Origin of the sequence: Stenotrophomonas sp. TWI1409, assembly GCF_039673015.1 — a bacterium.
GTDB lineage: Bacteria > Pseudomonadota > Gammaproteobacteria > Xanthomonadales > Xanthomonadaceae > Stenotrophomonas > Stenotrophomonas maltophilia_A.
Map to the genome: position 1 here is coordinate 1 of NZ_JBDJKU010000090.1, position 12,703 is coordinate 12,703.

Below are 12,703 nucleotides of genomic sequence, written 5' to 3' on the forward strand. Positions count from 1 at the left end.
GATGGGGATCGCTCGACTCGTCTGTCGGCTAGTATCCGCAGATGCATGCTTGACGGTCCCTCCACCCTGGCTCCTACATACCGCGTAGGAGCCGGGAGGAACATACAAGCCGTGCTCGACTGATCCAAGAACGAGCGGGTGCGCGTGGAGCCGGCCAGCGGCCGGCACTACCAGGGGTCAGAAGCCGTGGCGCTTGCGCAGGCGGCGGGCGATGGCCGCCCGCACGTAGACCCCGTACACCACGCCGAACACGAAGCCGCCGATGTGCGCCCACCAGGCCACCATGCCGAAGCTTGGGCCGATATGGGCGAACACCACCTGCAGGGCGGCCCAGACGCCGATCAGCAGGTAGGCCGGGGCGCGCACGAACTCCAGGAACAGGCCGAGCGGAATGACCACGCCCAGCCGTGCACCCGGGAACAGCGCCAGATAGGCGCCGATCAGTGCGGACACCGCGCCGCTGGCGCCGATGATGATCTGGTCCGGGCTGCCCATGGTGTAGATCGCCACCAGATTGGAAACGGCACCGCCGACCAGGAACAGCAGCAGCAGCCGCCACGGGCCCAGCACCCGCTCAGCAGGCAGGCCGAAGATCAGCAGGAATACCAGGTTGCCCAGCAGGTGTGACCAGTCCGCGTGCAGGAACAGGGCCGTGAACAGCCGCAGCACGCTGCCGTCCTGCAGGGTCGCCCACCAGTCCAGCGGGTGGGTCAGGCCGGTGGACAGGGCGCCCCAGTCCAGCCAGAGGCTGCCCCGGGCGTCGTCCGGACGCGAAATCGACCACAGGAACGCCAGCCACAGTGCCGCAAACAGCACGGGCGTGGCCCAGCGCAGGGCCGCCTTCTTGCGCGACGGGAGGGAGACGAACATGGGCAATAGCCTAGCGTGCGGGCGCTTACGGCGGGGATTGTCCTGTTCAGCTTCTGGGACGAAAAAAGCGCCTGCGCTGTTATTGTTTCATTAACAGCTCTGGGTAATACTCGCATACGGCGTCGTATGTCGGGAGGGGAATCCGGCGCGCTCCGAAGGGCCCCAAGGCCTGCCGGGCGCAGGCGCACTTAGAGCACCATCACCGCTTACCGGAGAGAGAACTACGATGCAAACCGCTTCCACCATTGCCCGACTGACCCTGCTGGCCGTCGGCGTTGCCGGTGCGCTGGCCGCCGCCGATGCCAACGCTGCCGCCTTCCAGCTGAAGGAAAACAGCGCCAAGGGCCTCGGCCGCGCGTTCGCCGGTTCCGGCAGCGCCGAAGGCGACGCCTCCATCATCGCCGTCAACCCGGCCGGCATGCGCCAGCTGGAAGGCACGATGGTCCAGGGCGACCTGAGCGCCATCAGCTTCAAGGCCGAGTTCAAGGGCCAGGGCCGCAATGCGGCAGGCCGCCCGCAGACCGGTGGTGACGGCGGCGACGCCGGCATGATCGCTCCGGTCCCGGCTGCGTACTTCCACATGCCGATCGGCGAGCAGGCCCACTTCGGTGTGTCGCTGACCGCACCGTTCGGCTTCAAGACCGAATACGACAACGGTTGGGTGGGTCGTTACAGCGGCCTGAAGACCGATCTGAAGGCCATCGACCTTGGCTTCGCCGCGTCGTATGACGTCAACCCGTACGTGTCGTTCGGCGCGTCGGTGTTCGTCGAGCACCTGACCATCGAGCTGAGCAACGCCGTCGACTACGGCAGCATCCTGGCCGGCGCCGGCGCTCCGGGCTTCGCCCCGGGCAGCGCGGATGGCACCCTGAAGATCGAGGGTGACAACAATGCCGTGGGCTGGACCGTCGGTGGCCTGTTCTCGATCGACGAGAACACCCACATCGGCCTGAGCTACCGTTCGAAGGTCGAGCACAAGATCACCGGTGGTGATGCGACCTTCAGCGGCGCCGACCGCGCACGTTCGCTGCTGACCAACTCGCCGCGTACCCGCGGTTGGTTCATGGACACCAGCGGCAAGGCCACGGTGACCATGCCGGCCTCGGCCACCCTGAGCGTGACCCACAAGGTCAACGACCGCTGGACCGTGATGGGCGACGTGACCCGTACCGCCTGGTCGACCGCCTTTGACAGCGTCACCGTCGACTATGCGTCGCCGCAGGCGGACTCGGTCCTGGAGTTCGGCTACCGTGACACCACCTTCGTGTCGCTGGGCGCCGACTACAAGCTGAGCGACACCGTCACCCTGCGCGGTGGTGTTGCGCTGGACCAGACCCCGACCACCGACGCCCACCGCGACGTGCGCGTGCCGGATACCAGCCGCAAGTGGCTGTCGCTGGGCGTGGGCTGGACCCCGTCGGCAAACACCGAGTACAACTTTGGCTACACCCACCTGTTCACCAGCGATCCGAACGTGAACGTGCGTGCGACCACTGCCAACCAGGGCAACTCGCTGTCGGGCAAGTACAAGGTCCGTGGCGACGTGCTGGCGGCTTCGTTCCAGTACAAGTTCTGATTCGGGCCTCGGCCTGACGCAGCACACGGAAGGCCCCGCGCAAGCGGGGCTTTCTTTTTCTGTGGCCCCGGGCCATCCACGCGTGGTGTGGATCTACTGAAGAGCGCAGCCATCCACGGCGTGGATCCACGACAATAGCGCCATGAACCTGTCCGATCCGAACTTCCAGCTGGAGCTGGCTGCCAACATCGCCGTCGCCGGCTCGATCCTGCTGGCCGGCCGCAACAACGTGCACACCTGGTGGCTGGGCATCGTCGGCTGTGCGCTGTTTGCAGCGGTGTTCGAGCGCTCGCATCTTTACGCGGACATGGTGCTGCAGTTCTTCTTCATTGCCATCAGCGTGCTGGGCTGGTGGCAGTGGCTGCGTGGCGATCACGGTGCGCCGCTGCCGATCACCTCATTGCGACCGCGTGCATGGGCCTGGCTGGCGCCGCTGGCGGTGGTGGCCACGTTCGGCTACGGCTGGATGCTGACCCGCCTGACCAACGCCTACGCGCCCTACATCGATTCGGCGGTACTGGTGCTGAGCGTGATCGCGCAGATCCTGATGATGCGGCGCAAGCTGGAATCGTGGTGGGTGTGGCTGCTGGTGAACACCGTTGCGGTGCCGCTGTACTACAGCCGTGGCCTGCACCTGACCTCGATCCTGTACGTGGGCTTCTGGATCAACGCGCTGGTGGCGTTGCGTCATTGGCGCGGCCTGATGCGGGTGTAGCGCCGAGCCCACGCTCGGCTGCACCGTACAAGCCGAGCATGGGCTCGGCGCTACAGGAAAAAAGCACAAAAAACCCCGCTTTCGCGGGGTTTTTCGTTCACTGCAACTACCGGGCGATCAGTCGCCCAGGGTCAGCAGCGAGGCGTTGCCGCCGGCAGCGGTGGTGTTCACCGTCACCGTCTTTTCGGTGGCAAAGCGCAGCAGGTAGTGCGGGCCGCCGGCCTTCGGGCCGGTGCCGGACAGGCCCTGGCCGCCGAACGGCTGCACGCCGACCACCGCACCGATCTGGTTGCGGTTGACGTAGACGTTGCCGACGTGGACGCCGTTGCTGATGCGGTCGACGGTCTCGTCAATGCGCGAATGCACGCCCAGGGTCAGGCCGTAGCCGGTGGCGTTGATCTGGTCGATCACCGCGTCGAGCTGGTCGCCCTTCCAGCGGATCACGTGCAGGACCGGACCGAACACTTCCTTCTGCAGCTGGCCCAGGTCCTTCAGTTCGTACGCACGTGGCGCGAAGAAGGTGCCATTGGCCGCTTCGGCAGACAGCTCGGCGGCAGCAATCAGGCGCGCTTCGCGGTCCATGCGTTCGGCGTGGTCCTGCAGGATCTTCAGCGCGTCGGCGTCGATCACCGGGCCGACGTCGGTGGACAGCAGGCCCGGGTTGCCGACCTTCAGTTCCTTCATCGCACCGGCCAGCATGGTCATCACCTTGTCGGCGATGTCGTCCTGCACGAACAGCACGCGCGCGGCCGAGCAGCGCTGGCCGGCCGAGGTGAAGGCGGAGCCGATCGCATCCTTGACCAGCTGTTCCGGCAGTGCCGAGGAGTCGGCGATGAAGGCATTCTGGCCACCGGTCTCGGCGATCAGCACACCGATGGCGGCGTCACGTGCGGCCATCGCGCGGTTGATCGCACGGGCGGTGTCGGTGGAGCCGGTGAAGGCCACGCCGGCCACGCGCGGGTCGGCGGTCAGTGCGGCACCGACGGTGGCACCGTCGCCCGGCAGGAACTGCACCACCTCGGCCGGCACGCCGGCGTCATGCAGCAGCTTCACCGCGTAGTAGCCGATCAGGTTGGTCTGCTCGGCCGGCTTGGCGATGACGCTGTTGCCGGCGGCCAGGGCGGCAGCGACCTGGCCCAGGAAGATCGCCAGCGGGAAGTTCCACGGGCTGATGCAGACGAACACGCCGCGGCCGTGCAGCTGCAGCTCGTTGGATTCACCGGTCGGGCTGGGCAGCTTCTCGGCGTGGCTGAACTGCTCGCGCGCCTGCTTGGCGTAGTAGCGCAGGAAATCCACGGCTTCGCGCACTTCGGCGATGCTGTCGGGCAGGCTCTTGCCGGCTTCCTTCACGCACAGCGCCATGAACTCCGGCATGCGCGCTTCCAGCTGGTCGGCGGCGTGCTCGAGGATGGCGGCGCGGCTGGCGGCCGGGGTGCGGTTCCAGGCCGGCTGCGCGGCCACGGCGTTGGCCAGGGCTTTCTGCACGGTGGCGGCATCGGCGGCCAGCCACTGGCCGACCACTTCGCGGGTGTCGGCCGGATTGGTCACCGGCAGCGCGGCGCCGGCCGGGTTCGCACCCGGCACCAGCGGGGCGGCCTGCCACGGCTTCACTGCAGCGTTGATCTGCTCGGCGAGGGCGCGCAGTTCGTTGTCGTTGGCGAGGTTGGCGCCCATGGAGTTCTTCCTGTCGTGGTTCTGGCTGCGCAGCAGGTCAACCGGCAGCGGGATCTTGGGATGCGGAATCGATTCGAACGAAGCAACCATCTCGACCGGATCGCGGATCAGGTCGGCGATCGGCACGCGCTCGTCGGTGATGCGGTTGACGAAGCTGGAGTTGGCGCCGTTTTCCAGCAGGCGACGCACCAGGTACGGCAGCAGGTCTTCATGCGAACCGACCGGCGCATACACGCGGCAGGGCAGGTTCAAGCGGTCGGCCGGCACCACTTCCGCGTACAGGTCATCGCCCATGCCGTGCAGCTTCTGGTGCTCGTACACGCCACCGTTGGCGATGCTGCGCACGGCCGCGATGGTGTGTGCGTTGTGCGTGGCGAACATCGGGTAGATCGCGTCGGCATGCGTGAACAGGCGCTTGGCGCAGGCCAGGTAGGAGACATCGGTGTTCTGCTTGCGGGTGAACACCGGGTAGCCCGGGTAGCCTTCGATCTGCGCGCGCTTGATCTCGGCGTCCCAGTAGGCGCCCTTGACCAGGCGCACCTGCAGGCGGCGACCGGCGCGGCGGGCCATGTCGGCCAGGTGGTCGATCGTGTACGGCGTGCGCTTCTGGTAGGCCTGCACGACCACGCCGAAGCCGTCCCAGCCGGCCAGCGAGGCGTCGGAGAAGACCTGCTCGATGATGTCCAGCGACAGTTCCAGGCGGTCGGACTCTTCGGCGTCGACGGTGCAGCCGATGCCGTAGCTCTTGGCCAGTTGTGCCAGTTCCAGCACGCCCGGCACCAGGTCCTTCAGCACGCGCTCGCGCTTGGCGTGCTCGTAGCGCGGGTACAGCGCCGACAGTTTGATCGAGATGCCCGGCGCGTTGTTGACGTCACCGTCCGGACGGCCGCCGCGTGCCTTGTGGTCGCCGCCGATGGCGTGGATCGCACGACGGTAGTCTTCCAGGTAGCGCAGCGCGTCCTTCATGGTCAGCGCGCCTTCGCCCAGCATGTCGAACGAGTAGCGGTAATTCGCGTTGTCGCCCTTGTGCGAGCGCGACAGCGCTTCGCTGATGGTGCGGCCCATGACGAACTGGTGGCCCATGATCTTCATCGCCTGGCGCACGGCCAGGCGCACCACCGGCTCACCGACGCGGCCGACCAGGCGCTTGAACGCGCTGGGCGCATCGGCACGGGTGGCGTCGTTCATCTGCACCAGCTTGCCGGTCAGCATCAGGCCCCAGGTGGAGGCGTTGACCAGCACCGAGTCGCTGCCGCCCAGGTGCTTTTCCCAGTCGGCATCGGCCAGCTTGTCGCGGATCAGCTTGTCGGCGGTGTCCTGGTCCGGAATGCGCAGCAGCGCCTCGGCCACGCACATCAGCAGCACGCCTTCCTCGCTGCCCAGGTCGTACTGGCGCATGAAGGCTTCGATCGCACCCTGGTCCTTGGCACGCACGCGCACGCGGCCGACCAGGTCGGCGGCCAGCGCCTGCACCTTGGCCTGCTCTTCGGCGGGCAGGCGGGCCTGCGCCAGCAGCTCGCGAACGTGGCTGGCCTCGTCCTTCAACCAACCATCGGTGATGGCCTGGCGGAACGGGTTGGGGGGCGCCGGCAGTTCCGGCGACAGCAGCGCGCCGGGACGCGGAGCGTCGTGGGCGGCAGGGGAGGAGGAAGGTGCGTTCATGCCGGTCCGGCCAGTGGAAAACTTGGCGATTTTAATCATTTTTGCGGGTTGCGGAAGTGCCCATCAGCCACCTTCGTGAAGCGCTGATAGCCCCTAGCTGCGGTGGATTCAGCGTGTTCAGCAAGCTCGGCAGAATTTGTGCTGAATTCGTCATTCGTGCCGCCGACCTCATGCTGTGTTGCAGCATGGTAAAAGTGTGAATGCACCCTTGCTACCGGCGAGAGGGCGGGGCTACCATCGAGACGTTTCCCGCGGCAGGAACGCGGTTGCGACATGATCGAGGTGCTTCCAGCTCCGGATGGGTCAGGTACGCAGCTGCGGCTGCGTCCCCCACGGGCGCTCGATGCCCGGCAGTTCGTCCTGTTGTTCACCGTGTTGTCGGGTGCGATGTGGCTGGTGTCCGCCCTCGGGTGGTTGGCCGGCAATGCATTCGCCCCCCTGTTCGCGCTGCTGTACAGCCTGGTGCTGGCGGCGGCACTGCGTGCCTTGTGGCGCAGTGGTGAACGGCAGGAGGAGATCCGGGTAGTGCCGGCGTACGTGGAGGTCATCCCCGTACCCGGTGGATCGCCGGTGTTCCGGGCCCACCCCCACTGGGTGCGCCTGCTCACCGACGACGAGAGGGTCCGGCTGGCATCCAGCGGCCGGCAGGTGGAGGTGGGGAGTTTCCTCGCGCCGGCCGAACGTCAGACGCTCGCAGAGACACTTGAAAGCTTGCTCGCCGCCAGCGATGGCGGCAACCGACGACGCTAAGGGTCTAGGCAATGAAGCAAAGCAGCAGGTGGGGCACGAAGTGCGTTGCAGCGGTCGCCGCCATGGTGGCCGGGGGACTGATGCCGGCGTTGGCTTGGGCCCAGGCGGCCGATCCCAAGCCGTGGCAGCTGAACATGGGCAAGGGGGTGACCCAGACCTCGCGCCTGGCCTGGGAATCGAACAATCTATCGTTGATCATCTGCACGGTGATCGGCGTCATCGTGTTCGGGGCGATGGCCTACGCCATCTTCAAGTTCCGCAAATCCAAGGGCGCGGTCGCCGCCACCTTCAGCCACAACACCAAGGCCGAGATCATCTGGACAGTGATCCCGGTGATCATCCTGATCGTGATGGCATGGCCGGCCACGGCCAACCTGATCAAGATGTACGACACCCGCGATGCCGAGATGACGGTGAAGGTCACCGGCTACCAGTGGATGTGGAAGTACGAATATCTCGGCGAGAACGTCACCTTCACCAGCCGCCTGGACCGCGAGTCCGACCGCGTGCGGCAAAGTGGCATCGTGCCGACCCGCGAGACTCACCCGCATTACCTGCTGGATGTCGACAACCGCCTGGTGCTGCCGGTCGATACCAAGGTGCGCTTCGTCATCACCTCCGACGACGTGATCCACGCCTGGTGGGTGCCGGCGCTGGGCTGGAAGCAGGACGCCATCCCCGGTTTCATCAATGAGGCCTGGACCAGCATCGAGCAGCCCGGCGTCTACCGCGGCCAGTGCGCCGAGCTGTGCGGCAAGGACCATGGCTTCATGCCGATCGTGGTCGAGGCGGTGTCCAAGGAAGAGTTCAAGCAGTGGCTGGCGCAGCGCAAGCCGGCGCCGCCCGCCGAGCCGACAACGCCGGCGGCACCTGCCGAACCGACTGCACCGACGGGAGAGGCACCTGCAGCGCCTGCCGCTGCTGAAGCCGGCAGCGCGCCTGCCACCGCGGCCAGCGGCGCGTGATGTAAAGCCCGCGGCCGTTCGCGGCCGTGGTGACAACCGATTCTGAGAGGTGTTTTGCAATGGCGCACTCGGCAGTTGGGCACGACGATCACCATCACCAGCAGAGTTTCTTCGAGCGTTGGTTCTTCTCGACCAACCACAAGGACATCGGCACGCTGTACCTGGGTTTCAGCTTCATCATGTTCATCATCGGTGCGGCGATGAGTGTGGTGATCCGCGCCGAGCTGGCGCAGCCGGGCCTGCAGTTCGTCAAGCCCGAGTTCTTCAACCAGATGACCACCGTGCATGCGCTAGTGATGATCTTCGGCGGCGTGATGCCGGCCTTCGTCGGCCTCGCCAACTGGATGATCCCGCTGCAGATCGGCGCGCCGGACATGGCGCTGCCGCGCATGAACAACTGGTCGTTCTGGCTGTTGCCGGTGGCCTTCAGCCTGCTGCTGCTGACCCTGTTCCTGCCCGGTGGTGCGCCGGCCGGCGGCTGGACGCTGTACCCGCCGCTGTCGCTGCAGGGCGGCTACAACGTCGCCTTCAGCGTGTTCGCCATCCACGTGGCCGGCATCAGCTCGATCATGGGCGCGATCAACATCATCGCCACCGTGCTGAACATGCGTGCGCCGGGCATCGACCTGCTGAAGATGCCGATCTTCTGCTGGGCCTGGCTGATCACCGCGTTCCTGCTGATCGCGGTGATGCCGGTGCTGGCCGGTGCGGTGACCATGCTGCTGACCGACAAGTTCTTCGGCACCAGCTTCTTCAACGCCGCCGGTGGCGGTGACCCGGTGATGTACCAGCACATCTTCTGGTTCTTCGGGCACCCCGAGGTCTACATCATGATCCTGCCCGCCTTCGGCGTGGTCAGCGAGATCATCCCGACCTTCAGCCGCAAGCCGCTGTTCGGCTACCAGGCGATGGTGTACGCCACCGCCGCCATCGCGTTCCTGTCGTTCATCGTCTGGGCCCACCACATGTTCACCGTGGGCATGCCGCTGGGTGGCGAGATCTACTTCATGTTCGCCACCATGCTGATCTCGATCCCGACCGGGGTGAAGGTGTTCAACTGGGTCAGCACCATGTGGCGTGGCTCGCTGACGTTCGAGGCACCGATGCTGTGGTCGGTGGCGTTCGTCATCCTGTTCACCATCGGTGGCTTCTCCGGCCTGATGCTGGCGATCGTGGCGGCTGACTTCCAGTACCACGACACCTACTTCGTGGTCGCGCACTTCCACTACGTGCTGGTGACCGGCGCGGTGTTCGCGCTGATCGCGGCGGTGTACTACTGGTGGCCGAAGTGGACCGGGCGGATGTACAGCGAGAAGTGGGCCAAGGTGCACTTCTGGTGGTCGATCGTGTTCGTCAACCTGTTGTTCTTCCCGCAGCACTTCCTCGGCCTGGCCGGCATGCCGCGGCGTATTCCCGACTACAGCGTGGCCTTCGCCGACTGGAACCTGATCAGCTCGATCGGTGCGTTCGGCATGTTCGCCACGCCGTTCATGATGGCCGCGATCCTGCTGTCCTCGCTGCGCAATGGCGAGAAGGCCGAGGCCCGATCGTGGGAAGGTGCGCGCGGCCTGGAATGGACGCTGCCGTCGCCGGCGCCGGCGCATACCTTCACCACGCCGCCGACCATCCGCCCGGGGGATCTGGCGCATGACGACATCACGCATTGAGGTGGGGCATGCATAACGAAAGCCCGCTCCCGATCGGTAGAGTCGAGCCATGCTCGACTGACGAAAAGCAGCCGACCAACGGTCGGCTCTACAACAGCGAAGCGCAGCCGACCAGCGGTCGGCTCTACCAGGGTGGAAGCATCGAGCAGCAACGCCAGCGCGCCAGGCGCACGGCGATGTGGGTCGGCGCCATCGCCGTGCTGGTCTACGTCGGCTTCATCCTCAGTGGGGTGATCGGCCGATGAGCGACGCACCGGCCAGCACACCGTCACGCAGTGCGGGACTGCCGCGCCTGATCGGTGTGGCGGTGGCGGTGTTCCTGCTCACGTTCTCGCTGGTACCGCTGTACCGCATCGCCTGCGAAAAGGTGTTCGGCGTGCGCCTGGAACGCGGTCCCGGCAGCGAGGCCAGTACCGGCGCCGTGACCGGCAAGCGCACCGTGCGCGTGGAATTCGATGGCGGGGTCAACTCACGGCTGCCATGGTCGTTCCATCCCGAGCAGCTGACGATGGACGTGGTGCCGGGCGAACTCAACGAAGCGCTGTACTTCGCCCGCAATGACAGCCAGCAGGCAGTGGTCGGCAGCGCGGTGCCTTCGGTGGCGCCGGCGCGTGCGTCGGGCTTCTTCAGCAAGACCGAGTGCTTCTGTTTCACCGCGCAGACGCTGCAGGCCGGCGAGAAGCGCGACATGCCGGTGCGCTTCATCGTCGATCCGGACCTGCCACCGGAGATCAAGACGATCACGCTGTCCTACACCTTCTACCGCAACGACGCGCTGTCCGATCGGCTGGCTCCGGCCGCCACCTCGGAAGGCGCGCACGCCGCACCCTGACCCCGGATACCGACATGGCCCAGACACCGACCGACGCCAACGTGTACTTCGTCCCGGCCCAGAGCAAATGGCCGTTCGTGGGTTCCATCGCGATGATGGTGACCATGGTCGGTGTGGCCAGCTGGCTCAACGATGCCAGCTGGGGACGCTGGACGTTCTACATCGGCATCGCGATGCTGGTGCTGACCCTGTTCTGGTGGTTCAGCGACGTGGTGCGCGAATCGCAGGCCGGCAACTACAACCATCAGGTCGATGGCTCGTTCCGGATGGGGATGATCTGGTTCATCTTCTCCGAAGTGATGTTCTTCGGTGCGTTCTTCGGCGCGCTGTTCTACACCCGCAACCTGGGCCTGTCGTGGCTCAGCGGCGAAGGCCGCGGGGTGATGACCAACGAGCTGCTCTGGCAGGGCTATTCCGCCGGATGGCCGACCAATGGCCCGGCGGCGATCGGTGGCGCGTTCCAGACCATTCCGGCCTGGGGCCTGCCGCTGATCAATACGCTGATCCTGCTGACCTCCGGCGTGACCCTGACCATCGCCCACCACGCACTGAAGGCGGGCAACCGCCGCCAGCTGCTGATCTGGCTGGGCCTGACCGTGGTGCTCGGCCTCGGCTTCCTGACCCTGCAGGCGGAGGAGTACATCCACGCCTACAAGGAACTGAACCTGACGCTCGGTTCGGGCATCTACGGTTCAACGTTCTTCATGCTGACCGGCTTCCACGGTGCGCACGTGCTGCTGGGCACGATCATGCTGATCGTGATGTGGCTGCGTTCGGCCAAGGGGCACTTCACCCGCGACAACCATTTCGGTTTCGAAGCCGCCGCGTGGTACTGGCACTTCGTCGACGTGGTGTGGCTGATGCTCTTCATGTTCGTCTACGTGCTTTGACCGCGCACGTATCGGTGGCCTCAGCCGCCGATGCCGTGCGGTTTTATCCAGCCCATGTAGATGCTCACGATCACCAGCAGGATCAACGCCACCGACACCGCGATGCGGCGTGTCAGTGCGTTGACCGTGCGCTTGGTCTGGCCGCGGTCGACCAGCAGGTAATACAGGCCGGCGCCCAGATTCCAGACGATGACGATCAGAAACGCGATTACCAGCAGGGTCTTCAGCGAATCACTCATGCGCGGCTCGAGGGCAGGGTGGATGGGCCTATCTGACCGCGTTTGCGCGGACTTGTCATGATGCGCCAGCACACGCGCGTGATCGGCTGGCTGTTGGCGGTGCTGGCGATGGCCGGTTTCAGCGCATTGGGGCTGTGGCAGCTGCAGCGCATGCATGCCAAACAGGCAATGTTGGATGCACAAGGTCCAGCCGTGGCACAGGCGCTGCCACTGGCGCAGGCTCTGGCGGCGCCCGGCGCGTTGCATGGCGTGGCCGACCACGGCCGCTTCCTGCCCGGCGTGGTGCTGCTGGACAACCAGACCCGGCATGGTCGCGCCGGGGTGAAGATCTATCGTCCGTTCCGCAGTGACGGAGGCAGCGTGCTGCTGGTCGACCTCGGCTGGCGCGCGCTGCCGCCGGATCGCACGCTGCCGGATGTGCCGGCGCCGCCTTCGCCGGTGGCGGTGCGTGGGTTATTGGCGCCGCCGCCGTCGGCGGGACTGGCACTGGGCCCGGCGTTCTCCGCTACCGATGAGGCCGGGCGTTGGCTGGCCAGCCGTTTGCCCGCCGAAGGCCTGGCGGCGGCGCTTGGCCTACCGGTATTGCCCGACCGCGTCCTGCGCCTGGACCCGGCACTGCCATTCGGCGACGAACGCGATCTGGACCTGCTGCCGAACACGCTGCCGCCGCAGCGTCACCTGGGCTACGCCGTGCAGTGGTTCGGGCTGGCGCTGACCGTGCTGGTGGTGGCGCTGGTACTGGAATGGCGCAGGAGGCGCCCCATCGCCCGGTAGTGGGGGGCGCGGGGGCCCCCCCCCCCCAGGAGGGGGTGGCAGGGGAGCGGCAGCGCGCCCCCTCCGACACACGACCCCCCCGCTCCAAA

General features: G+C 66.3%; 12 protein-coding genes. 9 read left to right on the forward strand and 3 right to left on the reverse strand.

From position 1 onward, the window contains the following. Positions 1–177 precede the first annotated feature (177 nt). The gene (locus tag ABE423_RS19065) at positions 178–870 is read right to left on the reverse strand and encodes a rhomboid family intramembrane serine protease (protein WP_019662230.1); all 693 of its coding nucleotides are present in this window, start codon (positions 868–870) and stop codon (positions 178–180) included. A 226-nt stretch (positions 871–1,096) separates the two neighbouring features. Here ABE423_RS19065 and ABE423_RS19070 point away from each other — a divergent pair, with 226 nt between their 5' ends. Together ABE423_RS19070 and pnuC are read left to right on the forward strand one after the other, a co-directional pair. Then, complete coding sequence (locus ABE423_RS19070) at positions 1,097–2,446, forward strand: outer membrane protein transport protein (protein ID WP_180838556.1); 1,350 nt, start codon at positions 1,097–1,099, stop codon at positions 2,444–2,446. A 142-nt stretch (positions 2,447–2,588) separates the two neighbouring features. Then, positions 2,589–3,161 carry a nicotinamide riboside transporter PnuC gene (pnuC, locus tag ABE423_RS19075; protein ID WP_032129718.1) on the forward strand — a complete coding sequence of 191 codons (573 nt, stop codon included), beginning with the start codon at positions 2,589–2,591 and terminating at the stop codon, positions 3,159–3,161. A gap of 117 nt (positions 3,162–3,278) precedes the next feature. On the opposite strand, the gene putA is transcribed toward pnuC, so the two are convergent. Continuing rightward, on the reverse strand, positions 3,279–6,497 hold the full coding sequence (putA, locus tag ABE423_RS19080) for a bifunctional proline dehydrogenase/L-glutamate gamma-semialdehyde dehydrogenase PutA (RefSeq protein ID WP_107432928.1): 3,219 nt from the start codon (positions 6,495–6,497) through the stop codon (positions 3,279–3,281). Positions 6,498–6,770: 273 nt separating this feature from the next. On the opposite strand from putA, the gene ABE423_RS19085 reads away from it, so the two are divergent. The 6 genes from ABE423_RS19085 to ABE423_RS19110 are packed head-to-tail and all read left to right on the forward strand — an operon-like array spanning position 6,771 to position 11,601. Next, positions 6,771–7,247, forward strand: coding sequence for a DUF2244 domain-containing protein (locus ABE423_RS19085; protein WP_004153894.1), 477 nt, complete (start codon positions 6,771–6,773; stop codon positions 7,245–7,247). An 11-nt stretch (positions 7,248–7,258) separates the two neighbouring features. After that, the gene (gene coxB, locus ABE423_RS19090) at positions 7,259–8,212 is read left to right on the forward strand and encodes a cytochrome c oxidase subunit II (protein ID WP_049401627.1); all 954 of its coding nucleotides are present in this window, start codon (positions 7,259–7,261) and stop codon (positions 8,210–8,212) included. A gap of 59 nt (positions 8,213–8,271) precedes the next feature. Then, a complete protein-coding gene (gene ctaD, locus ABE423_RS19095; RefSeq protein WP_100467696.1) occupies positions 8,272–9,879 on the forward strand; it encodes a cytochrome c oxidase subunit I in 1,608 nt (535 codons plus the stop codon). A gap of 8 nt (positions 9,880–9,887) precedes the next feature. Continuing rightward, positions 9,888–10,124, forward strand: coding sequence for a hypothetical protein (locus tag ABE423_RS19100; protein ID WP_279912651.1), 237 nt, complete (start codon positions 9,888–9,890; stop codon positions 10,122–10,124). Beyond that, on the forward strand, positions 10,121–10,711 hold the full coding sequence (locus ABE423_RS19105) for a cytochrome c oxidase assembly protein (RefSeq protein WP_107432934.1): 591 nt from the start codon (positions 10,121–10,123) through the stop codon (positions 10,709–10,711). The genes ABE423_RS19100 and ABE423_RS19105 overlap by 4 nt, the downstream gene beginning before the upstream one ends. Positions 10,712–10,725: 14 nt before the next feature. Beyond that, complete coding sequence (locus tag ABE423_RS19110) at positions 10,726–11,601, forward strand: cytochrome c oxidase subunit 3 (RefSeq protein ID WP_005412024.1); 876 nt, start codon at positions 10,726–10,728, stop codon at positions 11,599–11,601. Positions 11,602–11,621: 20 nt separating this feature from the next. Here the strand turns inward: ABE423_RS19110 and ABE423_RS19115 are convergent, their stop codons facing one another. After that, complete coding sequence (locus ABE423_RS19115; protein ID WP_005412025.1) at positions 11,622–11,840, reverse strand: twin transmembrane helix small protein; 219 nt, start codon at positions 11,838–11,840, stop codon at positions 11,622–11,624. Between the two features lie 57 nt (positions 11,841–11,897). Between ABE423_RS19115 and ABE423_RS19120 the strand changes: the two genes are divergently transcribed. Beyond that, positions 11,898–12,614: an SURF1 family protein gene (locus ABE423_RS19120; protein ID WP_346487178.1), complete on the forward strand. Its 717-nt coding sequence runs from the start codon at positions 11,898–11,900 to the stop codon at positions 12,612–12,614. The last annotated feature ends 89 nt before the right edge of the window (positions 12,615–12,703 follow it).